The sequence below is a fragment of the Micromonospora sp. NPDC049301 genome (assembly GCF_040678715.1).
Classification (GTDB): Bacteria; Actinomycetota; Actinomycetes; order Mycobacteriales; family Micromonosporaceae; genus Micromonospora.
This window is the reverse complement of record NZ_JBFAQO010000005.1, coordinates 526,208-546,147: the sequence shown is the minus strand read 5'-3', so window position 1 is coordinate 546,147 and position 19,940 is coordinate 526,208. Positions and strand designations below refer to the sequence as shown.

General features: G+C 73.4%; 23 protein-coding genes and 1 riboswitch. Of the genes, 16 read left to right on the top strand and 7 right to left on the bottom strand.

Annotated elements, in window-relative coordinates:
• Positions 1-23 precede the first annotated feature (23 nt).
• Positions 24-758, top strand: a complete 735-nt coding sequence (locus AB0K07_RS18355) for a 16S rRNA (uracil(1498)-N(3))-methyltransferase (RefSeq protein ID WP_363756494.1) — start codon at positions 24-26, stop codon at positions 756-758.
• Between the two features lie 26 nt (positions 759-784).
• Here AB0K07_RS18355 and AB0K07_RS18350 read toward each other — a convergent pair whose 3' ends face one another.
• Positions 785-1,546, bottom strand: a complete 762-nt coding sequence (locus AB0K07_RS18350) for an SDR family oxidoreductase (protein WP_363756492.1) — start codon at positions 1,544-1,546, stop codon at positions 785-787.
• A gap of 93 nt (positions 1,547-1,639) precedes the next feature.
• On the opposite strand from AB0K07_RS18350, the gene AB0K07_RS18345 reads away from it, so the two are divergent.
• The 8 genes from AB0K07_RS18345 (at position 1,640) to AB0K07_RS18310 (ending at position 9,014) form a co-directional block, all read left to right on the top strand.
• Entirely contained in the window at positions 1,640-1,999 is a 360-nt protein-coding gene (locus AB0K07_RS18345) for a histidine triad nucleotide-binding protein (RefSeq protein ID WP_363756490.1), read from the top strand.
• Positions 1,996-3,393: a serine hydrolase domain-containing protein gene (locus AB0K07_RS18340; protein WP_363756488.1), complete on the top strand. Its 1,398-nt coding sequence runs from the start codon at positions 1,996-1,998 to the stop codon at positions 3,391-3,393. The genes AB0K07_RS18345 and AB0K07_RS18340 overlap by 4 nt, the downstream gene beginning before the upstream one ends.
• A gap of 131 nt (positions 3,394-3,524) precedes the next feature.
• The gene (locus AB0K07_RS18335) at positions 3,525-4,583 is read left to right on the top strand and encodes a PhoH family protein (RefSeq protein ID WP_363756487.1); all 1,059 of its coding nucleotides are present in this window, start codon (positions 3,525-3,527) and stop codon (positions 4,581-4,583) included.
• Between the two features lie 15 nt (positions 4,584-4,598).
• The gene (gene ybeY, locus AB0K07_RS18330; protein WP_363756485.1) at positions 4,599-5,072 is read left to right on the top strand and encodes an rRNA maturation RNase YbeY; all 474 of its coding nucleotides are present in this window, start codon (positions 4,599-4,601) and stop codon (positions 5,070-5,072) included.
• Positions 5,072-6,469 carry a hemolysin family protein gene (locus AB0K07_RS18325; protein ID WP_363756483.1) on the top strand — a complete coding sequence of 466 codons (1,398 nt, stop codon included), beginning with the start codon at positions 5,072-5,074 and terminating at the stop codon, positions 6,467-6,469. The genes ybeY and AB0K07_RS18325 overlap by 1 nt, the downstream gene beginning before the upstream one ends.
• Positions 6,462-6,842, top strand: a complete 381-nt coding sequence (locus tag AB0K07_RS18320) for a cytidine deaminase (RefSeq protein WP_363756481.1) — start codon at positions 6,462-6,464, stop codon at positions 6,840-6,842. The genes AB0K07_RS18325 and AB0K07_RS18320 overlap by 8 nt, the downstream gene beginning before the upstream one ends.
• 5 nt (positions 6,843-6,847) lie before the next feature.
• Positions 6,848-7,744 carry a GTPase Era gene (era, locus tag AB0K07_RS18315; protein WP_363756657.1) on the top strand — a complete coding sequence of 299 codons (897 nt, stop codon included), beginning with the start codon at positions 6,848-6,850 and terminating at the stop codon, positions 7,742-7,744.
• Between the two features lie 166 nt (positions 7,745-7,910).
• Complete coding sequence (locus AB0K07_RS18310; protein ID WP_363756479.1) at positions 7,911-9,014, top strand: acyltransferase; 1,104 nt, start codon at positions 7,911-7,913, stop codon at positions 9,012-9,014.
• On the opposite strand, the gene AB0K07_RS18305 is transcribed toward AB0K07_RS18310, so the two are convergent.
• A complete protein-coding gene (locus AB0K07_RS18305; RefSeq protein ID WP_363756477.1) occupies positions 8,995-9,804 on the bottom strand; it encodes a DUF4097 family beta strand repeat-containing protein in 810 nt (269 codons plus the stop codon). The two genes, AB0K07_RS18310 and AB0K07_RS18305, sit on opposite strands and share 20 nt — an antisense overlap.
• Before the next feature lie 102 nt (positions 9,805-9,906).
• Here AB0K07_RS18305 and recO point away from each other — a divergent pair, with 102 nt between their 5' ends.
• The 5 genes from recO to AB0K07_RS18280 all read left to right on the top strand — a co-directional run bounded on the left by recO (position 9,907) and on the right by AB0K07_RS18280 (position 13,099).
• A complete protein-coding gene (gene recO, locus AB0K07_RS18300) occupies positions 9,907-10,782 on the top strand; it encodes a DNA repair protein RecO (RefSeq protein ID WP_363756475.1) in 876 nt (291 codons plus the stop codon).
• Between the two features lie 32 nt (positions 10,783-10,814).
• Positions 10,815-11,591, top strand: a complete 777-nt coding sequence (locus AB0K07_RS18295) for an isoprenyl transferase (RefSeq protein ID WP_363756655.1) — start codon at positions 10,815-10,817, stop codon at positions 11,589-11,591.
• A 69-nt stretch (positions 11,592-11,660) separates the two neighbouring features.
• Entirely contained in the window at positions 11,661-11,846 is a 186-nt protein-coding gene (locus AB0K07_RS18290; RefSeq protein WP_363756473.1) for a hypothetical protein, read from the top strand.
• A gap of 294 nt (positions 11,847-12,140) precedes the next feature.
• On the top strand, positions 12,141-12,341 hold the full coding sequence (locus AB0K07_RS18285; RefSeq protein ID WP_363756471.1) for a thioredoxin reductase: 201 nt from the start codon (positions 12,141-12,143) through the stop codon (positions 12,339-12,341).
• Positions 12,338-13,099: a pirin family protein gene (locus AB0K07_RS18280; protein ID WP_363756469.1), complete on the top strand. Its 762-nt coding sequence runs from the start codon at positions 12,338-12,340 to the stop codon at positions 13,097-13,099. The genes AB0K07_RS18285 and AB0K07_RS18280 overlap by 4 nt, the downstream gene beginning before the upstream one ends.
• 39 nt (positions 13,100-13,138) lie before the next feature.
• Here AB0K07_RS18280 and gndA read toward each other — a convergent pair whose 3' ends face one another.
• Positions 13,139-14,581: an NADP-dependent phosphogluconate dehydrogenase gene (gene gndA / locus AB0K07_RS18275; RefSeq protein ID WP_363756467.1), complete on the bottom strand. Its 1,443-nt coding sequence runs from the start codon at positions 14,579-14,581 to the stop codon at positions 13,139-13,141.
• A gap of 103 nt (positions 14,582-14,684) precedes the next feature.
• Positions 14,685-14,981, bottom strand: a complete 297-nt coding sequence (locus tag AB0K07_RS18270; RefSeq protein WP_363756465.1) for an MTH1187 family thiamine-binding protein — start codon at positions 14,979-14,981, stop codon at positions 14,685-14,687.
• A 287-nt stretch (positions 14,982-15,268) separates the two neighbouring features.
• Between AB0K07_RS18270 and AB0K07_RS18265 the strand changes: the two genes are divergently transcribed.
• On the top strand, positions 15,269-15,691 hold the full coding sequence (locus tag AB0K07_RS18265) for a hypothetical protein (RefSeq protein WP_363756463.1): 423 nt from the start codon (positions 15,269-15,271) through the stop codon (positions 15,689-15,691).
• A gap of 187 nt (positions 15,692-15,878) precedes the next feature.
• On the opposite strand, the gene AB0K07_RS18260 is transcribed toward AB0K07_RS18265, so the two are convergent.
• The 3 genes from AB0K07_RS18260 to AB0K07_RS18250 all read right to left on the bottom strand — a co-directional run bounded on the left by AB0K07_RS18260 (position 15,879) and on the right by AB0K07_RS18250 (position 18,817).
• Complete coding sequence (locus AB0K07_RS18260; RefSeq protein WP_363756461.1) at positions 15,879-16,679, bottom strand: energy-coupling factor transporter transmembrane component T; 801 nt, start codon at positions 16,677-16,679, stop codon at positions 15,879-15,881.
• A 19-nt stretch (positions 16,680-16,698) separates the two neighbouring features.
• Complete coding sequence (locus tag AB0K07_RS18255) at positions 16,699-18,114, bottom strand: ABC transporter ATP-binding protein (RefSeq protein WP_363756653.1); 1,416 nt, start codon at positions 18,112-18,114, stop codon at positions 16,699-16,701.
• Positions 18,115-18,226: 112 nt separating this feature from the next.
• Entirely contained in the window at positions 18,227-18,817 is a 591-nt protein-coding gene (locus AB0K07_RS18250) for an ECF transporter S component (protein ID WP_363756459.1), read from the bottom strand.
• Between the two features lie 76 nt (positions 18,818-18,893).
• A riboswitch (TPP riboswitch) is annotated at positions 18,894-18,998 on the bottom strand.
• A gap of 106 nt (positions 18,999-19,104) precedes the next feature.
• Here AB0K07_RS18250 and AB0K07_RS18245 point away from each other — a divergent pair.
• The gene (locus tag AB0K07_RS18245; protein ID WP_363756457.1) at positions 19,105-19,935 is read left to right on the top strand and encodes an alpha/beta fold hydrolase; all 831 of its coding nucleotides are present in this window, start codon (positions 19,105-19,107) and stop codon (positions 19,933-19,935) included.
• Positions 19,936-19,940: the final 5 nt, after the last annotated feature.

The window sequence follows — 19,940 nt, the reverse complement described above, 5'->3', positions numbered from 1 at the left end:
CCGGCGCGGCTAGCCTGATCATCGTGTCCGCCCCGCTGTTCCTGGTGGAGTCGCTGCCCACCGCCGACGCGTTGACCCTCGATGGTCCCGAGGGGCACCACGCCGCCACCGTGCAGCGGCTGCGGGTCGGCGAGGAGCTGCTGCTCGCCGACGGCCGGGGCGGCACGGCCGCCGCCGCGGTCACCGCCGTCGGCCGGGGCAGCCTGGACCTCACCATCACCTCCCGGGGGTACGTGGACGCGCCCGTACCCCGGCTGGTGACCGTGCAGGGCATCGCCAAGGGCGACCGGGGCGAGCTGGCCGTGCAGGCGATGACCGAGGTCGGGGTGGACGAGATCGTGCCCTGGGCGGCGGCCCGCTCGGTGACCCAGTGGCGCGGCGACCGGGGCGTACGGGCCCGGGAGAAGTGGGTGGCCACCGCCCGGGAGGCCGCCAAGCAGGCCCGCCGGCCCTGGCTGCCGGTGGTGGCCGGCTCGCCGGACGAGTCCACCGCCACCGTGGCCCGCCGGATCGCCGGTGCCGCCGCCGGGTTCGTGCTGCACGAGGAGGCCGACGAGCGGCTGACCACCGCCGAGCTGCCGTCCGCCGGGGAGATCGTCCTGGTGGTCGGCCCGGAGGGCGGCATCGCCCCGGCGGAGCTGACCGCGTTCCGGGAGGCCGGGGGCCGGCCGGTCCGGCTCGGCCCCGCGGTGCTGCGCACCTCCACGGCCGGGGTCGCGGCGCTCAGCGTGCTCGCCACCCGCCTCGGCCGCTGGTAGCCCGCCGGCGCCGTCGGCGGGAGCGGTCAGCTGCGCAGGTAGGACGCGCCGTTGAGGTCGACGATGGTGCCGGAGGCCCACTCGGCCTGCGGCGACGCCAGCCAGTGCACCGCGGCGGCGATCTCCTCCGGCCGCGCCACCCGGTCGAACGGGCTCTGCGCCCGGATCGCCGCGCCCTGCTCGCCGCGCAGGTGCTCGGTGACCATGTCGGTTGCCACGTAGCCCGGCGCGACGGTGGCGACCGCGATGCCGTACGGCGCGAGCGCCACCGCGAGGGACTGGCCCAGCGCGTTCAGCCCCGCCTTGCTGGCGCCGTACGCGGGCTGCGCCGGCTCACCCCGGAACGCGCCCCGGGAGGAGACGTTGACGATCCTGCCGCCCCGCTCCCGCATGTGCTGGGCGGCGCACCAGGTGACGTTGCCGGCGCCGGTGAGGTTGGTCTCCAGCACCTGCCGCCAGCGCTTCTGCCACTGCTCGTAGGAGGCGCCGAAGATCGGGTGCGGGTCGTCCCGGTCGCCGTACACCCCGGCGTTGTTGACCAGCACGTCCAGCCCGCCGAGCAGCTCGGCGGCCCGGTCGACCATGGCGCGGACGGCGTCCGGGTCGGTGAGGTCGGCGCGTACCACCACGTGCCCGGTGCCGGGCAGTTGGGCGCGTAGCTCCTCGGCCGCGTCGGCGGAGTCGCGGTGGTGGATGGCGACCCGGTCGCCGCCGGCCGCGAAGGCCGTCGCCACCGCCCGGCCGATCCCGCGCGAGGCCCCGGTCACCAGTACCGCCCGATCCGTCATGCCGGCCATCCTGCCGTAGCCGGCACCCGCGTCGGGAAGGGGTCCTTCCGCTACCACGGGCGTGAACACGGCGCCCTTACCTACACTGCCCCGATGGGATCCGACTGCCTGTTCTGCCGCATCGTCGCCGGGGAGATCCCGGCCACCGTGGTCCGGGAGACCGCCACCACGCTCGCCTTCCGGGACATCGGCCCGAAGGCGCCGGTGCACGTCCTGGTCATTCCGAAGGAGCACTACGCCGACATCGTCACCCTCGCCGAGGGTGACCCGGGGCTGGCTGGCGAGGTGCTGGCCACGGCCGCCGCGGTGGCCGAGGACGAGGGGGTGCTCGGCGATGGTTTCCGGCTGATGTTCAACACCGGGGCGTACGGCGGGCAGGAGGTGTTCCACGTGCACGCGCACCTGCTCGGTGGCGCGCCGCTGGGCCCGATGCTCGCCCGGGACCTCGCGTGAGCGCTCGTACCGGCTTCGACGGGGGCGTGGACGAGCGGCTGGGCCGGCTAATCCGCCGGGTGCAGGCCGACGCCCGGGTGCCGGCGGTGTCGGCGGCGCTGCACCGGGCCGACCGCCCGCTCTGGAGCTGCACCGTCGGCGGCACCGGCACCGACAGCCCGCTGGGGCCGGGCACCCAGTTCCGGATCGGCTCGGTGACCAAGACCTTCACCGCGGTGCTCACCCTCCAGTGCCGCGACGACGGGCTGCTGGACCTGGACGACCCGGTGGGCCGGCACCTGGACCTGCCGGCGCACGGTGAGCTGACCGTCCGCCGGCTGCTGTCGCACACCGGTGGCCTGCAACGCGAGCCGTTCGGCGACGTCTGGGACAGCCTGCGCGCGCCGGACGCCGACCAGCTGGTGGCCGAGCTGGACCGGGCGGAGCGGGTGCTGCCGACGGGCCGGCGCTTCCACTACTCCAACCTGGGCCTGGCGGTGCTCGGCCAGCTGGTCGCCCGGCTGCGCGGCGGCAGTTGGGCCGAGGTGCTCGCCGAGCGGGTGCTGACGCCGCTGGGGCTAACGGACACCACCGTGACTCCCGGGCCGGCGGCGGCCACCGGGTTCCTCGTCGACGCGTACTCCGACGAGGCGCACCCGGAGCCACCGACCGACTTCGGCGCGGTCGGCCCCGCCGCCCAGCTCTGGAGCACCGCGACCGACATGGCCCGCTGGGCGGCGTTCCTGGCCGACCCGGCGGCGCTGGACCCGGCCGGCGCGGTGCTCGCCCCCGCCACGCTGGACGAGATGCGCTGGCCGGTGACCACCACCGACGAGACGCTCTGGGTGGCCGGCTTCGGGCTCGGGCTGATCCTGGTCCCGCAGGGCGAGCGGGTGGTGCACGTGGGGCACGACGGCGCCATGCCCGGTTTCCTGGCCGCGGTGTACGGCCGGCGGGGCGGCGACGGCACGGCGGGCGCGATGGGCGCGGCGGTGCTCGGCTCCTCCGGTACGGCGGCAGAGCTGTTCGACCTGCCGCACCGGCTGCTCGCCGCCGCGGTGGAGCACGACCCGGCCGAGATCGAGCCGTGGCGGCCCGGCCCACCCGCTCCGGCCGCCCTGCGCGGTGTGCTCGGCCGCTGGTGGGGTGAGGGTTTCGAGTACGTCTTCTCCTGGCACGACGGCACGCTGCGGGCGCGCGGGGCCGGCGACCCGGCGGGACGCCCACCGGCGGTCTTCACCCCGCTGCCCGACCGGCCGGACGTGTTCCGCACGGTCTCCGGCCGGGAGGCCGGCGAGCTGCTGAGGCTGACCCGGGACGAGTCGGGCGCCGTGGTCCGGATGCACTGGGCGACGTACCGGTTCACCCGCCACCAGGAGACCTTCGACCGTTACGACTTCCGGACCGGGAGTTGATCGCGGCCAGCGGAAATGGACGCGATACGGGCCGCGTTGAACGGATACGATGGGGGTAACGTCCGCACGCCGTGCCAGCAGGGCCGGCGCCGAGATCGAGAGCAGGTGCGCAGGGCCCTTCGGCCCGACCTATGACCGGCACCCCACCTCCCGGCCCGCCCCGGGTGCAGACCAGGATCACCGTGCCCGACTCGAAGATGATGGTCAATCTGCTCGGCGCAGGTGACGAGATTCTGCGCCTCGTCGAACGCTCGGTCACCAGTGACGTGCACGTTCGCGGCAACGAGATCACCATCACCGGTGCTCCCGCGGACAACGCCCTCGCCGAGCGGGTCTTCACTGAGCTGCTCGAACTCATCGAGAAAGGCGAGACCCTGACCACTGACGCGGTTCGGCGTACCGTGGGCATGCTCGAGCAGGGCAGCGCCGAACGGCCCGCCGAGGTCCTGACCCTCAACATCCTCTCGCGGCGCGGGCGGACCATCCGTCCCAAGACCCTCGGGCAGAAGCGGTACGTCGACGCGATCGACTCGCACACCATCGTCTTCGGCATCGGCCCGGCCGGCACCGGCAAGACCTACCTGGCCATGGCGAAGGCCGTCCAGGCGTTGCAGGCCAAGCAGGTCAACCGGATCATCCTGACCCGGCCGGCGGTGGAGGCGGGTGAGCGACTGGGCTTCCTGCCCGGCACGCTGAACGAGAAGATCGACCCGTACCTGCGCCCGCTCTACGACGCGCTGCACGACATGCTGGACCCGGAGTCGATCCCGAAGCTGATGGCCGCGGGCACGATCGAGGTCGCGCCACTGGCGTACATGCGCGGCCGGACGCTCAACGACGCGTTCATCATCCTGGACGAGGCGCAGAACACCACGCCCGAGCAGATGAAGATGTTCCTCACCCGGCTCGGCTTCAATTCCAAGATCGTCGTCACCGGTGACGTCACCCAGGTGGACCTCCCCGGCGGGACGACCAGCGGTCTGCGGGTCGTCCGGGGGATCCTGGAGAACGTCGAGGACGTGCACTTCGCCCAGTTGTCCAGCTCCGACGTGGTCCGCCACCAGCTGGTCGGGCAGATCGTCGACGCGTACGCCCGCTGGGACGCCGAGCGGGAGAACCAGCAGGCGCAGGGCGTCCACGCCGTGCCCGGGCGACCCGCCCAGGGCGGCCGGGCCAGCCGCCGCCGCTAAAGCAGAGGAAAGCAGTTGTCCATCGAGATCGCCAACGAGTCCGGTGTCGAGGTCGACACCGACGCCGTGCTCGCCGTCGCCCGGCACGCCCTCGACGAGATGGGGGTCAACCCCCTCGCCGAGCTGTCCGTACTGCTGGTCGACATCGACTACATGACCGAGCTGAACCACCGCTGGATGGGTGGCGATGGCCCGACCGACGTGCTCGCGTTCCCCATGGACGAGGGCAGCGTCGACCACGGCCCGGGTGAGTCCGCCCCGTCCGGCGGTGAGCCGGCGCTGCTCGGCGACATCGTGCTCTGCCCCGAGGTGGCGGCCAAGCAGGCGGCGACCGCCGGGCACGCTCCGGCCGACGAGCTGCACCTGCTCACCGTGCACGGCGTGCTGCACCTGCTCGGCTACGACCACGCCGAGCCGGAGGAGGAGCGCGAGATGTTCGCGCTCCAGGCCCGACTGCTGGCGAGCTGGCGGTCGACCCGCACCCAGTGATGCCCACACCGCTACTGGCGGCCGGCCCCACGGCCGGCCTGCCCGACCTGCAACTGATCGTCTTCGCGGCCGGCCTGGTGGTGCTGGCCGGTCTGATCGCGATGACCGAGGCGGCGCTCGCCGCGGTCTCCCCGGCCCGGGCCGCCGAACTGGCCCGGGACGGCGTGCGCGGCGCCCGTACCCTCCAGGCCGTCGCCGCCGACGTCGTCCGGCACCTCAACCTGCTCCTGCTGGTGCGGCTGCTCGCCGAGCTGACCGCCACCACGCTGGTGGCGCTGGTCGCGGTGGACACCTTCGGCGCCGGCTGGCGGGCCGCACTGGTCACCGCCGGCGCGATGACCGTGGTCAGCTTCGTGGTGGTCGGGGTCGCCCCGCGCACCATCGGCCGGCAGCACGCGTACGCCGTGGGGCGGGCGGTGTCGCCGCTGGTCCGCTGGCTGGGCCGGGCGCTCAACCCCCTCGCGTCGCTGCTCATCCTGATCGGCAACGCGGTCACTCCGGGGCGCGGCTTCCGGGAGGGGCCGTTCGCCACCCAGGTGGAGCTGCGTGAGCTGGTCGACCTGGCCGAGCAGCGCGGCGTGGTCGAGCACGGCGAACGACAGATGATCCACTCGGTCTTCGCGCTCGGCGACACCATCGCCCGCGAGGTGATGGTGCCGCGTACCGAGATGGTGTGGATCGAGGAGGGCAAGACCCTCGCGCAGGCGTTGGCGCTCTTCCTGCGTTCCGGTTTCTCCCGCATCCCGGTGATCGGCGAGAGCGTCGACGACGTGCTGGGTGTGCTCTACCTCAAGGACCTGATCCGACGGTCCCGGGGCGGCGACCCGGACGCCGAGCAGCTGCCGGTGGCCGAGCTGATGCGCCCCGCCACCTTCGTCCCGGAGTCCAAGCCGGTCGACGACCTGCTGTCGGAGATGCAGGCGGCCCGCAACCACCTGGTCATCGTCGTCGACGAGTACGGCGGCACCGGCGGCCTGGTCACGATCGAGGACATCCTGGAGGAGATCGTCGGTGAGATCACCGACGAGTACGATGTCGAACGCCCGCCCGTCGAACGCCTGGCGGACTCCTCGGTGCGGGTCACCGCCCGCCTGCCGGTGGAGAATCTGGGCGAGCTGTTCGACACCGACCTGCCCACCGACGAGGTGGAGACGGTCGGTGGCCTGCTCGCCCAGTCGCTGGGGCGGGTGCCGATACCCGGAGCGCAGGTCGAGGTTGCCGGTCTCCGGCTGGTCGCCGAGGGCACCACGGGCCGGCGCAACCGCATCGACACCGTCCTGGTCAGCCGGGTGGAGCCGGGCGACGAGCAGGACACCACGGGGCGTGGCGAGTACGCCGGTCCCGGGGACGACCAGGACCACTTTCGAGACGAGGAGAGGCAACCCGCCGATGCCTGACACACCCGCCGCGCCCGCCGCCACCCCCACCGCGCCGGCCCCGCTGAGCGCCGAGGACGGCAAGCTGGTCGTCCTGGCCCGGGGAGCCCGTGGGCGGGTCGGTGCCGTCGAGGGCGCCGCGGTCCGGGACCAGGACGGCCGGACGTACGCGGCGGCCAGCGTCGCCCTGCCCTCGCTGACCCTCACGGCGTTGCAGCTGGCGGTGGCCTCGGCCGTGGCGGCCGGGGCGAGCCGGCTGGAGGCGGCGGTGGTGGTGACCGAGGCGTCGACGCTGGACGGCGCCGGGCACGCGGCGGTGCGCGACCTCGCTGTGGACGCGCCGATCCACGTGGCGGCGCCGGACGGCACCGTGCTCGGCACGGTGACCCAGTGAGCCCCGTGCGGGATCCGGACCCTCGCCCGTACCGGGCCGGGTTCGGCTGCTTCGTCGGCCGGCCCAACGCCGGCAAGTCCACGCTGACCAACGCCATCGTCGGCACCAAGATCGCGATCACCTCGAACAAGCCGCAGACCACCCGGCACGTCATCCGGGCCGTGCTGCACCGACCGGAGTCGCAGCTGGTCCTGGTCGACACGCCGGGCCTGCACCGCCCCCGTACGCTGCTCGGCGAGCGCCTCAACGACCTGGTCCGATCGACCTGGACGGAGGTCGACGTGATCGGCCTCTGCATTCCGGCCAACGAGCCGGTCGGGCGGGGCGACCGGTTCATCACCGGCGAGCTGGCCGAGCTGAAGGCGACCGTGCTGGCGGTGGTCACCAAGACCGACCTGGTGGACAAGCGCCAGTTGGCCGAGCAGCTGCTCGCGGTCAGCAAGATGGGGGACTTCGCGGAGATCGTGCCGGTGAGCGCCGTCTCCGGGCACCAGGTGGACACGCTGGTCGACGTGATGACCGGATACCTGCCGCCGTCACCGCAGCTCTACCCGGACGACATGCTGACCGACGACCCGGAGCAGGTGTTGGTCGCGGAGCTGATCCGGGAGGCCGCCCTGGAGGGGGTCCGCGACGAGCTGCCGCACTCCATCGCCGTGGTGGTGGAGGAGATGATCCCCGAGGGTCAGGTCATGAAGATCTACGCTGACCTGTACGTGGAACGGCCCAGTCAGAAGGCGATCGTGCTCGGTCACAAGGCGAGTCGGCTCAAGGAGGTCGGCACCACCGCCCGCAAGCAGATCGAGGAGCTGCTCGGCAGCCGGGTCTACCTGGATCTGCACGTGCGGGTGGCGAAGGACTGGCAGCGCGACCCGAAGCAGCTGCGCAAGCTGGGCTTCTGACCGACCCGACCGGGCCGTCCGGCCGTGCACCGCGCCGGGCGGGAGTGATCGTCTCCGGTCGGGCAGATGGGATGATTCACGTTTGCTCGGGGCCGTCGCCGTTTGCCGGCGCGGTCGCGAAGGGTAGGGGAGGTACGCCCGGCGTCCCCGACCCAGATGCAGGCTGATGCGCAACAGATACCTCGATCTGCTCCGTTTCCTCGCCATCGTCCGGGTGGTCGTCTACCACGTCACCGGGTGGGCGACCCTCACGCTCGTCTTCCCGGCCATGTCGGTGATGTTCGCGCTGGCCGGCTCGCTGATGGCCGCCTCGTTGGCCCGCTCCGGCCCGGCGGCGGTCGGTCGGCGGCTGCGCCGGTTGCTGCCGTCGCTGTGGGTATTGGCGGTGATCTTCGTGCCGGCCATGCTGCTCACCGGGCTGCCGTTCTCCTCCCGGGTGCTGCTGTGGCTGTTCCCGATCGCCGACCCACCGGCCAACCACTGGGGTGCCCTGGCGCTGAGCGTCATCTGGTACCTGCGCGACTACCTGTGGTTCGTGCTCGCCTCACCGGTCGCGTACTGGTTGTTCCGGCGCGCCCCGCTGCCCACCCTGCTCGCCCCGTACCTCCTGCTGGTGGCGATCGAGGCGGGGATCTACCCGGCGCCGCCGGTGCTGCGGGAGTTCGGGCTCTACTTCGGCGCGTGGCTGCTCGGCTTCGCCCACCACGCCGGGATGCTGCGCCGTCTCACCGGCCGGGTGCTGTACCCGGTGGCGCTGACGCTCGCGGTGGGCGGCGGGGCCTGGATCGTCGCGCATCCGGGCCCCCGGGGGTACGACCTCAACGACAACCACCTCGGCAACGCCCTCTGGTCCGCCGCGTTCATCCTGATCGTGCTCGGTCGGGCGCCGGCCGGGATCGCCTGGTTGGGACGGAGCCGGCTGGCCGACCGGGTGGTGACCGTGGTCAACCGGCGGGCGTTGACCATCTACCTCTGGCACATGCCGTTCGTGGTGGCGCTCACCCCACTGGTGGACGTGGTCGGCTGGTCCCACCAGGATCCGGTGGGGTTGGCCGTCCGGGTGCTGCTGGTCTTCGCGCTGGTCGGGTTGGTCACCCTGGCCGTCGGCTGGGTCGAGGACCTCGCCGCCCGCCGACCCCCGCAGCTGGTGCCCGGCGGCCGGTCGCGCCCCGCCGGGCCGGCGGGGGAGAGTGTGGGACGAGCGGTGGTGCCGGCGCAGCGGGTGGCCGGGGAGGTGGCCACGGTCGAGGTCAGCGCTGGCCGATCGTGACGTTGCCGCTGCCGGCCGAGCCGTCGAGCACCAGGGACGCGGCCGGGTCGTCGGCGACGGTGATGTTCTCGTCGCCGGAGCCGGCGTTGGCCCGGACCCGGTAGCTGCCCGCCGGCACCAGCAGCGTGACGTCCCCGCTGGAGGCGTGCGCCCTGGCCGAGGCGGGCTTGTCCAGCTCGACGTTGACATTCCCGGAGCTGGCCTCGGCGTCGACCGCGCCGCCCAGCCGGCGCGCCGTGATGTCCCCGGACGAGGCGCGCAGCCGTACCGCCGCGGTGGTCTCACTCACCTCGATGTTGCCGGAACGGGTCTCCACCCCGACCGCGCCGGAGACGCCGGCGACCCGCACGTCGCCCGAGCCCAGCCGCAGCTCCACCGTGCCGACCCGGCTCAGCTCGACGTTGCCGGAGCCAACTTCGCCCTGCACGGCCACGCCCTCCGGCACGGTCACCTCGTAGGAGATGCTGCACCGCGAGCCGCAGTCGGTGTCCAGCACCAGCTCGCTGCCCTCGATCTCGTACCGGGCGTTGTCCGGCTCGCCGCCCTGGTAGCGCACCACCCGCTTGATCCGCACCTCGGACGCCGGGCCGGTGCCGCGGACGATCACGTCGCCCGAGCCGCCCTGCACCCGGATGGTGCTGACCCGGACCGCCTCGGTGTCGTCGTAGTCGAGCCGGCGGAAGGACAGGTTGTCGCACCCGGCGAGCAGGATGAGGGCGGCGGCCATGCCGAGCGCGATGGGGGCGCTCGCGCGGCGGCGGGAGCCGGTGGAGATTTCGTGCAGTGCCATGGCGAGCACGCTACGGCCGGTCACGAGCCCGGCGCATCGGGGTTCGTCCGCGCGTCCACCCCGAACCGACCCTGATTTCACACCCCGAGGGAGAATGGTCCGATGGCCGGGTACCGCCGACAGCTCTACCGCGACGACGCGGTGGTGCTGCGCGTGCAGAAGCTCGGCGAGTCCGACCGGATCATCACCCTGCTCACCCGCCGGCACGGCCGGCTGCGCGCGGTGGCCCGGGGCATCCGCCGCACCACCAGCAAGTTCGGCGCACGGCTGGAGCCGTTCGGCCACGTCGATCTCCAGCTCGCCGGCGACCCGAAGGGCAACCACGGCAGCTCGCTGCACACCGTCAGCCAGGTCGAGGGCATCGAGCTGTACGGCAAGCGGTTCCTCGGGGACTATCCCCGCTACACGGCGGCCAGCGCGATCGCCGAGACCGCGGAGCGGCTGACCCCGGTGGAGCGGGAGCCGTCGCTGCGGCTGTTCCAGCTCACCGTGGGCGCGCTGAAGGCGTTGTCCCGGGGCGAGCACGCCACCACCCTGGTGCTCGACGCGTACCTGCTGCGCGGGATGGCCCTCGCCGGCTGGGCGCCGGCGCTGATCGCGTGCGCGGTCTGCGGCACGCCGGGGCGGCATCGGGCGTTCTCCGTGCCGGCCGGTGGCGCCGTCTGCCCGGATTGCCGGCCGCCCGGCGCGGCCCATCCCGCGCCGGCCACCATCGACCTGATGTCCGCGCTGACCACCGGCGACTGGGTGATCGCCGACGCCACCGAGATCGGCGTACGCCGGGAGTGCAGTGGGCTGGTGGCGGCGCACCTGCAGTGGCACCTGGAACGCGCGCTACGCTCGCTGCCGCTGGTCGACCGGGGTCCCTCGGCGGCCGGCGCGGTCCCACCGCCGGGTGGTGCCGGGGCCGCGATGCTCCGGCCGCGCGGCGACGTGGAGGCCGGGGTGGATGGTGCGAGCAGGGAGAGAGCCGAGTGATCCGATCGATGAGGGCCGGCCGTCGTGAGCCGATGCCGCCGACACCGCACCCGTCGGGCGCCCGGCCGCCGGCGCTGCCCACCGAGGCAGTGCCGAAGCACGTCGCCGTGGTGATGGACGGCAACGGCCGGTGGGCGAAGGATCGCGGGCTGCCCCGCACCAAGGGGCACGAGGCGGGGGAGCACAGCCTCTTCGACACCATCGAGGGCGCCATCGAGATGGGCATCCCCTACCTGTCGGCGTACGCGTTCTCCACGGAGAACTGGCGGCGCTCGCCGGACGAGGTCCGGTTCCTGATGGGGTTCAACCGGGACGTCATCCGCCGCCGCCGCGACCAGCTGGTCGACCTCGGTGTCCGGGTGGTCTGGTCGGGCCGGCCCGGGCGGCTGTGGAAGAGCGTCATCTCCGAGTTGCAGACCGCCGAGGAGATGTCCCGCGGCAACTCGACGCTGACCCTGCAGTTCTGCGTCAACTACGGCGGGCAGGCGGAGATCGGCGACGCCGCCGCCGCGATCGCCCGTGACGTGGCGGCCGGCCGGCTGGATCCGTCGAAGGTCACCGAGAAGACCGTGGCGAAGTACCTCTACCACCCGGAGATTCCCGAGGTGGACCTGTTCCTGCGCCCCTCCGGGGAGGAGCGCATCTCCAACTTCCTGCTCTGGCAGACCGCGTACGCCGAACTGGTCTTCCTGGACACGCTCTGGCCGGACTTCGACCGCCGTCACCTCTGGTACGCCTGCGAGCTGTACGCCCAGCGCGACCGGCGGTTCGGCGGCGCGCTGCCCAACCCGGTCGCCCCGGTGGGCTGAGCCGAGGCTTACCGGCACGTCACGCTGGGTATCACACCCGTCAGAAGCCACTGACGGAGGTGAACCCACATGATCCAGAAGCGCATCGCACAGTGGGCGGTGATGGCGGTCGCGGTGCCACTGGCCGCGGCCGGCGCCCGCCGGCTCAGCCACTCCCTGGAGGCCCGTCGTGGTCCCTCCGGGGTGACCCGACTGCTGACCAAGGGTGCGGACATGATCCGCCCCCAGAAGGCCAAGCGTCGCCGATTCTGGTAACGCCCAGCCCGCTCCCGGCGCCGCCCGCACACCAGTGCCGGGCGGCGCCCCCTTTGCTCACCCGCACACTCCGACCCGGTCGATCATGGAGTTGTGGTGGGAGACGGACGTCGCGAAAGCGGTTGAATCGGCCACCATGACGCGATGATCGACGCAGGGCCAGGGGTGCCTGGCGCGGGTGCGGTGGGGTGGGGTCGTTTCGGGGTCGTGGGGGATGGGGGCGGGTAGGGTCCGAGGGTGGCGGGGCCAGGCGGTAGGGGGTGCGACATGCGGGATCTCCGGTACAAAATGATCATGGCGTTGAACGCGGCCGATCTGGGTGACCCGATCTGCGAGCAGGTCGCGGAGATCTGCGCGGAGATCGCCGAGCAGCACTGCGCCGAGTTCGGCCACACCCCGCAGCTGCGTTCCGGCGAGATCGCCGAGCTGGCCACCGGCGAGCCGGCCCTCACCTGGGCGCCGTCGCCGGCCGACACCGGGCAGCGTGCCTGGTGACCGCGCCCGCCCCGTCGGTCGACGTGCGCCGGGCCGAGGACCGGTTCGCCACCCGGATCTCCTGGCTGGACTCGAAGCACTCCTTCTCGTTCTCCCGGCACTACGACCCGGCCAACGCCCACCACGGCCTGCTGCTGGTCAACAATGACGACGTGGTCCGCCCGGGCGCCGGCTTCGAGACCCACCCGCACCAGGACATGGAGATCGTCACCTGGGTGCTGCGCGGTTCCCTGGTGCACCAGGACTCCACCGGGCACTCCGGGGTGATCTACCCGGGGCTGGCCCAGCGGATGAGCGCCGGCACCGGCATCCTGCACTCGGAGAAGAACGACGCCTGGCGGCTCCACAACCAGGAGCCGCACAGCGACCCGGTGCACTTCGTGCAGATGTGGGTGCTCCCCGACGAGGAGGGCGTCGACCCCGGCTACGAGCAGCTGGAGATCGAGGACGACCTGCTGCGCGGCGGCCTCGTGCCGGTCGCCTCCGGGATGGAGCGCTACGACGGCGCCTCCGCCATCCGGATCCGCAACCGGTACGCGACCCTGCACGCCGCCCGACTCACCCCCGGCGACGAGGTCACCCTCCCGGATGCGCCCTTCGTGCACCTGTACGTGCCCAACGGCACGGTGAACCTGGAGGGCAGCGGCCCGCTCGGCACCGGCGACGCGGCCCGGCTCACCATGACCGGCGGCCGCCGGGTCACCGCCGACGAGCCGGCCGAGATCCTCGTCTGGGAGATGCACGCCACCGTCGCCTGACCCCCTCCCGGTGACGGGAGGGGGCCGGCGCGTGCCCGGTCAGGCCGGAGACTCGGTGCGGTCGCCCGCCCAGGTGGTGTGGAACGAGCCCTCGCGGTCGACGCGCTGGTAGGTGTGCGCGCCGAAGTTGTCCCGCAGGCCCTGGATCAGCGCGGCCGGCAGCCGCTCGGCGCGTAGCGCGTCGAAGTACGCCAGCGACGACGAGAACGCCGGCGTCGGCACCCCGGCCCGGGCCGCGTCGGCCACCACCCGCCGCCAGCTCGGCACGCCGGCGCCGACCGCCTCCGCGAAGTACGGCGCCACCAGCAGTGACGGCAGCTCGGGCTGCTCGTCGTACGCCTCGCGGATCCGGTCCAGGAAGCGCGCCCGGATGATGCAGCCGCCCCGCCAGATGGTCGCCGTGCCGCCGAGGTCGATGTCCCAGTCGTACTCCTGGCTGCCGGCGCGGATGTGGTCGAAGCCCTGCGCGTACGCGACGATCTTCGAGGCGAGCAGCGCGCGGCGGACGTCCTCGATGAACGCCTCCCGATCGGACACCTGCCACTTCTCCCCGGCGTCCGGGAACGCCCGGCGGGCCGCCTCGCGCTGGTCGACGTGGCCCGAGAGCGAGCGGGCGAAGGTCGCCTCGGCGATCCCGGTGATCGGGATGCCCAGATCCAGCGCGCTCTGCACCGTCCACCGCCCGGTGCCCTTCTGCTCCGCCCGGTCCAGCACCACGTCGACGAAGGGCCGGCCGGTGGCCGCGTCGCGGTGGGCCAGCACGTCGGCGGTGATCTCGATGAGGAAGGACTCCAGCTCGCCGCCGTTCCACCCCCGGAAGATCTCCGCGATCTCCGCGGGATCCGCGTCCAGGCCGGCGCGCAGCAGGTCGTACGCCTCGGCGATGAGCTGCATGTCGGCGTACTCGATGCCGTTGTGCACCATCTTGACGAAGTGCCCGGCGCCGTCCGGCCCGATGTGCCGGCAGCACGGCACCCCGTCCACGTGGGCGGAGATCTTCTCGAACATCGGCCCGAGCTTGGCGTACGACTCCGGGGAACCGCCCGGCATGATGCTCGGCCCGAGCAGCGCGCCCTCCTCGCCGCCGGAGACGCCGGTGCCGACGAAGTGCAGACCGTGCGTGCGCAGCGCCTCCTCGCGGCGGCGGGTGTCGGCGAAGTGGGCGTTGCCGCAGTCGACGACGATGTCGCCCTCCTCCAGCAGCGGCACCAACTCGTCGATCACCGCGTCGGTGGGCGCACCCGCCTTGACCATCACGATCACCGCGCGGGGCCGTTCCAACGACGCCACGAAGTCGGCCATCGTCTCGCCGGGCACGAACGTGCCCTCGTCGCCGTGCTCGGCCACCAGGCTGCGGGTGCGCTCCGGCGAGCGGTTGTGCACCGCCACGGTGAAGCCGTTGCGGGCCAGGTTGCGGGCCAGGTTGCGGCCCATCACCGCCAGCCCGGTCACGCCGATCTGCGCCGTCGCCTGCTCAGCCATTCGTGCCGCCACCTCTCGCCGTCGTAGTGCCGTCCTGCGACCGTATCGCGGTGCGCGGTGGAGCGGGTCGCCTCGTCGACAGGCGGTGACCGGCCGGTGGCGCTCAGCCCCGGGCCAGCCGATCCTCCACTCGCGCCACCTTGGCGGTGAGCGCGTCGGCCACTCCGGGCCGGACGTCGGCCTTCAGCACGACGCTCACCCGGGGCGCCTGCGCGGCCACCACGTCGACCGCCCGCTTCACCACCGCCATCACCTCGTCCCACTCGCCCTCGACGGTGGTGAACATGGCATCCGTGCGGTTGGGCAGGCCGGATTCGCGGACCACCCGTACCGCCTCGGCGACCAGGTCACCGACGGACTCACCGACACCGAGCGGGGTAATCGAGAACGCGATCAGCATGTCGCCGATGCTGCCAGGAAAACCGGATGCGCCGGTGCCCGCCCACCGGATAGCGTGCCGGCATGCGTAACTGACGCCCCACTTCCGAGCCGGCCCGCCGCCCCGCGCCGCGGTCCGTGCGCTCCCGGGCGTCCCGCATCCCCGACCCGCCGTGTGCGGTGCTGGCCCTGCCCGACCCCGGTGAGCAGTCCCTTCCCTCTCGACCGTCGCGCTGCGACGGTCACCAGCCGAGCCGACCGACCGCCGAGCGGTAAAGGCCGTGACGGTCGGCACCGAAGGAGGCCCGGATGCCCGCCAGGCGCAACCCGAAGAAGAAGTCGTCGCGTACCCCCGCACCGACGCCCGCCGGCACGGACCCGGCGGCCGGTCGCGACGCGCTCCGACCAACCCGAACCGACCTCGACCTCGCGGTCGAGCCGGCGCTGCTGGTTGAGCCGGCATTGCTCGTTGAGCCGGCATTGCTCGTTGAGCCGGCTCTGCCGGCGGAGCTGAATCAGCCGGCTCTGCCGGCGGCGATGCCGGGTGAGCTGGTGCCGCCGGTCGACGTGCCGGCAGCAGTCGACGCGCCGGCGTTGGCAGACCTGCCGAAGGTCGCCGGGCGACCGAAGGCACCCACGGCCGGACCGCCGCAGGGTGGCGGGACGCGCTCGGCCGGCGGCGGTGGTCGACAGGCCGGCCAAAGCCGCCGCTACGCCTTCCGCCGCAGCTGACCAACCCGCACCCACCCGGGCGCGCTGTTGCGGTGTCGCGGTCGGTGAGGCAGCAACATCAGGGATGCTGCTGCCTCACCGACCAGCGAGCCAGCAACATCCCTGATGTTGTGCGGATCATGCCAGCGCGGCGGCGAGGCGAGGCGTGCAGAGACGCCGGTCGGCGCGCTGCGGGGGGAGGAGCGGGTCAGCCGATCAGCGGGCGGAAGCTGCCGAGCAGGATGCTGACGGTGAGGGCGCTGCCGGCCAGCGCGGCGGCGACGACGATGAGCAGGGCGTCGGCACGGTTGAACGGCTGACGACGGGCCACCGTGCGAGGTGTGCCGGCGTCGAAACCGCGGGCGTCCATCGCCACGGCCAGCCGGGTGCCCCGGCGGATCGCACCGACCAGGAGCGCGAACGCGGTCGAGGCGAACAGCCGCAGCTTCGCCGCCGGGTTGCGCCCGGCGTCGACGCCCCGCGCCCGCCGGGCCATGCTGATCATCTGCCACTCCTGGCCGAGCAGCGGCACCAGCCGGAACGCGGCCAGCGCCCCGATGGCGAACCGGGCCGGCGCCTTCGCGTTCTGGATCAGCGCGTCGGCCAGATCGGTGGGGTCGGTGGTGGCGAAGACGATCACGCCGGGCAGGGCCACCGCGAGCACCCGCAGGATCAGCCCGAGCGCGGTGAGCAGAACGCCGGTGGTGACCAGCACCGGTCCCGCGTCCAGCAGGACCCGGCCGGACCGGTCGGCGGCGAAGAGCACCAGCGTGACCAGGATGCCGGCCGCGCTGACCAGCAGTGGCCAGGACCGCCGGGCCAGCACCCGGTAGCGGATGCCGAACAGCGGCAGCACGGCGAGTTCGACCGCGATGGCGATCGCCGGGGCCACCGGGTCCAGGGTGGCCAGCAGGGTGAACGAGAAGGCCAGCGCGGCGGCCACCTTCGCCACCGGGTTGCGGCGGGCCAGCGGCGCGCCGGGCGCGGCGACCGGCTCGATGCTGATCATCGGATGCCGTCCCGGCGGGTCACGATCGCTCCAGGGTGACGGTGCGGTCGGCGAGCGCGGCGACGAAGTCCGGGTCGTGGGTCACGGTGACCACGCCGTGCCCGGCGTCGCGGAGGTCGGCGAAGAGGTCGACCAGCTCCCGCCACGTCCGCCGGTCCTGGCCGAAGGTGGGTTCGTCGCAGATCAGCAGCCGGGGCGCGGTGGCCAGGGCCGTCGCCACGCTCAGCCGCCGGGCCTCCCCACCCGAGAGGGTGTACGGGTTGGCCGCGGCGAGCCGGGTCAGCCGCAGCCGCTCCAGCAGCCCCGCCACGATCTGCGTGACGGCCGGCTCGGGCTGGCCCGTCCGGCGTGGGCCGAGCGCCAGCTCGTCGAAGACGGTGCTGGTGACGAACTGGTGCTCCGGATCCTGAAAGACCGACCCGATCCGCCGGGCCAGCGCGGGCGCCCGCCAGCGGTGCGGGGGAGTGCGGTGATCCGGCCCGGCCAGCTCGACGGTCGCGGTGACCCGTCCGGCGCCCGGCCGCAGCAGCCCACCGAGCAGCAGCGCGAGAGTGGACTTGCCGGCCCCGTTGGGCCCGCGGACGGCGAGCGCCTCGCCGGCGCGTACCGCCAGGTCGGTGGGGGCCAGGCGGGGCGGCAGGCCGAGCCGGTCCGCGGTGAGCAGCAGCTCACCGGGTGCGCCGGTGGCCCGCCGGGCGGCGATGGGGTGACCCGGCACCCAGACGCCCTCGGCGGCGAGTGCGGCACCGTGCGCGGCGAAGACCGTGTCGGGTGGGCCGTCCGCGCGGACCCCGCCACCGGGCTCCAGGACGACCACCCGGTCGACCAGCGGGAGCGCCTCGGCGACCCGGTGCTCGACCAGGATCAGCGTGGTGTCGGCGTCCAGGGCGCCGGCCACCGCCCGCCGGACCAGATCGGCCCCGGCCGGGTCGAGGTTGGCGGTCGGCTCGTCGAGCAGCAGCAGGCCGGGGCGCAGGGCCAGCGCGCCGGCCAGGGCGAGGCGCTGCTGCTCGCCGCCGGAGAGCGCGGCGGTGGGCCGGTCCCGGTCGTACGGGAAGCCGACCCGGCGCAGCGCCTCGTCCACCCGGGGCCAGATCTCGCCGGCCGGCACCCCCCGGTTCTCCAGGCCGAACGCGACGTCGTCACCGCTGCGGGCCATCACGAGCTGGGTCTCCGGGTCCTGGAACACGATGCCGACCCGTTCCCTGCCCTTGCGCGGGTCGAGCCCGTCGATCTCGACGGTGCCCTCCTGCTCGCCGGAGTCGTCCGGCAGCAGCCCGGCAAGCGCGCTGAGCAGGGTGCTCTTGCCGGCCCCCGACGGCCCGAGCAACAACACCCGCTCCCCAGCCTCGACCCGCAGGTCCACCCCGCGAACGGCCCACGCCCGACGCCCGGCGTGCCGCCACCCGAACCCGCGCAGCTGCACCCCGCTCACGGCACCCTCCAGCCCCGCCACCGGCTCCACCCTGCCCCGTCGATCATGAGGTTGGCGGCGCTTCCGGAGATCCAACCCACCGCCAACCTCATGATCGACACGGGTGATCGGGTCAGATGGCGGCGCGGTCGCGGGCGACCGGGAAGCGGTCCAGGACACCGGTGTTGGCCAGGGCGCGGGTGAGGACCCAGCCGCCGACGCCGGCGACCACCGTGGCGCTGACGATGGTGAGCAGCGCGTACGGGATGCGGTAGTCGGTCAGCTCGTAGTCGGCGTTCCAGACGAAGAAGTCGAACAGCGCGGCGCTGAGCCCGGTCAGCGCGCCGGCCAGCACCGCGGTCGGCAGCCGGAACGACCGGTACCGGAACGCGGCGAAGGCCAGTTCGGCGCCGATGCCCTGCACGATGCCCTGCGGGATCACCGTGCCGGCCCACTGGCTGCCCAGCAGCGCGGAGAGGACCGCGGCGACCGTCTCACAGTAGAGCGCGGCCCCGGGCTTGCGGATGACCAGGCCGCCGACCACGGCCGGCATCAGCCAGACGCCGTAGATCAGGGTCTGCGCCGGCGGGAAGAAGGCGAACGCCCCCTCGGTGGCGCTCCAGACCAGGCCCCAGGCCCAGAAGATGACGCCGAAGGCGACCGCGATCACCGAGGCGACGACGATGTCGATGGTGCGCCAGCGGCTGGTGTCGCTGTGGTTCATGTGAATGCTCCCAGTTCTGAGTGCGAACCAGGAGAAGACGCACGCCGCGCGTCCGGTGGCACCGGACGGCGGCGCGGCTGGAGGTCGACCGAACTCCCTGCGCTGGCATTACCCAGATCAGGTTCGAGGGTCTGCGGGCGTGCCCGCACTCTCAGCGCTGTGCGCTCCCCTGTCGGATGTGAAGTTGTCTCGCTGACGCTAGCACCGAGCAGGGGTACCGGCCCAGCAGGGCGTCCGCCCACCTCAGCGTCCTGCCCGTCGGACGCCGGCTCGGTAGGCTCACGATCATGCGGGTTGACGCACGGGGTCTCACGTTCGATGTACGCGCCGGTGGTCCGCCGGACGGCGCGCCCGTCCTGCTGCTGCACGGCTTCCCCCAGCACTCCGGCGAGTGGGACGAGGTCGCCACCGCGCTGCACGCCGCCGGGCTGCGCACGTACGCACTGGACCAGCGGGGCTACTCGCCGGGCGCCCGGCCCGCGGAGGTGGCCGACTACCGGATCCCCGAACTGGTCGCCGACGCGGTGGCGGTGCTCGACGCGCTCGGGCTGGACGCCGTCCACCTGGTCGGCCACGACTGGGGCGCGATCGTGGCCTGGGCGGTGGCCGCCCGGCATCCCGAGCGGGTCCGTACGTTGACCGCGGTGTCCGTGCCGCATCCGGCGGCCATGGCGCACGCGCTCGCCACCGACGGCCAGCAGAAGGCCCGCTCGTCGTACATCGCCCTGTTCCGCAAGCCCGGCAAGGCGGAGAAGGTGCTGCTGGCGTGGAACGCCACCGCATTGCGCAAGCTGCTCAGCGGGGCGGGCGACGCGTCCCGGGTGGACCACTACGCCGACCCGATGCGCGAGCCGGGCGCCCTCACCGCCGCGCTGAACTGGTACCGGGCGATGTCCCGCGCCGACCTGGCCGGCGTCGGTCCGGTCGCGGTGCCCACCACGTACGTGTGGAGCGACCGGGACGTCGCCATCGGCCGGACCGCCGCCGAGGCGTGCGCCGCCAACGTCACCGGGGACTACCGCTTCGTACCGTTGCCCGGGGTGAGCCACTGGATCCCGGACGCCGCGCCGGGCCCGCTCGCCGAGGCGATCCTGGCCCGGACCAGCGGAACGGCGTGAGCCAT

Excerpts from the sequence above, each read along its gene's own strand:
- AB0K07_RS18345 (WP_363756490.1), top strand. The coding sequence starts at position 1,640 with ATGGGATCCGACTGCCTGTTCTGCCGCATCGTCGCCGGGGAGATCCCG.
- AB0K07_RS18285 (WP_363756471.1), top strand. The coding sequence starts at position 12,141 with ATGGCGTTGAACGCGGCCGATCTGGGTGACCCGATCTGCGAGCAGGTC.
- AB0K07_RS18260 (WP_363756461.1), bottom strand. The coding sequence starts at position 16,679 with ATGATCAGCATCGAGCCGGTCGCCGCGCCCGGCGCGCCGCTGGCCCGC.
- AB0K07_RS18325 (WP_363756483.1), top strand. The coding sequence starts at position 5,072 with ATGCCCACACCGCTACTGGCGGCCGGCCCCACGGCCGGCCTGCCCGAC.
- AB0K07_RS18290 (WP_363756473.1), top strand. The coding sequence starts at position 11,661 with ATGATCCAGAAGCGCATCGCACAGTGGGCGGTGATGGCGGTCGCGGTG.
- AB0K07_RS18250 (WP_363756459.1), bottom strand. The coding sequence starts at position 18,817 with ATGAACCACAGCGACACCAGCCGCTGGCGCACCATCGACATCGTCGTC.
- gndA (WP_363756467.1), bottom strand. The coding sequence starts at position 14,581 with ATGGCTGAGCAGGCGACGGCGCAGATCGGCGTGACCGGGCTGGCGGTG.
- AB0K07_RS18295 (WP_363756655.1), top strand. The coding sequence starts at position 10,815 with ATGCCGCCGACACCGCACCCGTCGGGCGCCCGGCCGCCGGCGCTGCCC.
- AB0K07_RS18350 (WP_363756492.1), bottom strand. The coding sequence starts at position 1,546 with ATGACGGATCGGGCGGTACTGGTGACCGGGGCCTCGCGCGGGATCGGC.
- AB0K07_RS18335 (WP_363756487.1), top strand. The coding sequence starts at position 3,525 with ATGACCGGCACCCCACCTCCCGGCCCGCCCCGGGTGCAGACCAGGATC.
- AB0K07_RS18305 (WP_363756477.1), bottom strand. The coding sequence starts at position 9,804 with ATGGCACTGCACGAAATCTCCACCGGCTCCCGCCGCCGCGCGAGCGCC.
- AB0K07_RS18320 (WP_363756481.1), top strand. The coding sequence starts at position 6,462 with ATGCCTGACACACCCGCCGCGCCCGCCGCCACCCCCACCGCGCCGGCC.
- AB0K07_RS18270 (WP_363756465.1), bottom strand. The coding sequence starts at position 14,981 with ATGCTGATCGCGTTCTCGATTACCCCGCTCGGTGTCGGTGAGTCCGTC.
- AB0K07_RS18245 (WP_363756457.1), top strand. The coding sequence starts at position 19,105 with ATGCGGGTTGACGCACGGGGTCTCACGTTCGATGTACGCGCCGGTGGT.
- AB0K07_RS18310 (WP_363756479.1), top strand. The coding sequence starts at position 7,911 with ATGCGCAACAGATACCTCGATCTGCTCCGTTTCCTCGCCATCGTCCGG.
- AB0K07_RS18265 (WP_363756463.1), top strand. The coding sequence starts at position 15,269 with ATGCCCGCCAGGCGCAACCCGAAGAAGAAGTCGTCGCGTACCCCCGCA.
- recO (WP_363756475.1), top strand. The coding sequence starts at position 9,907 with ATGGCCGGGTACCGCCGACAGCTCTACCGCGACGACGCGGTGGTGCTG.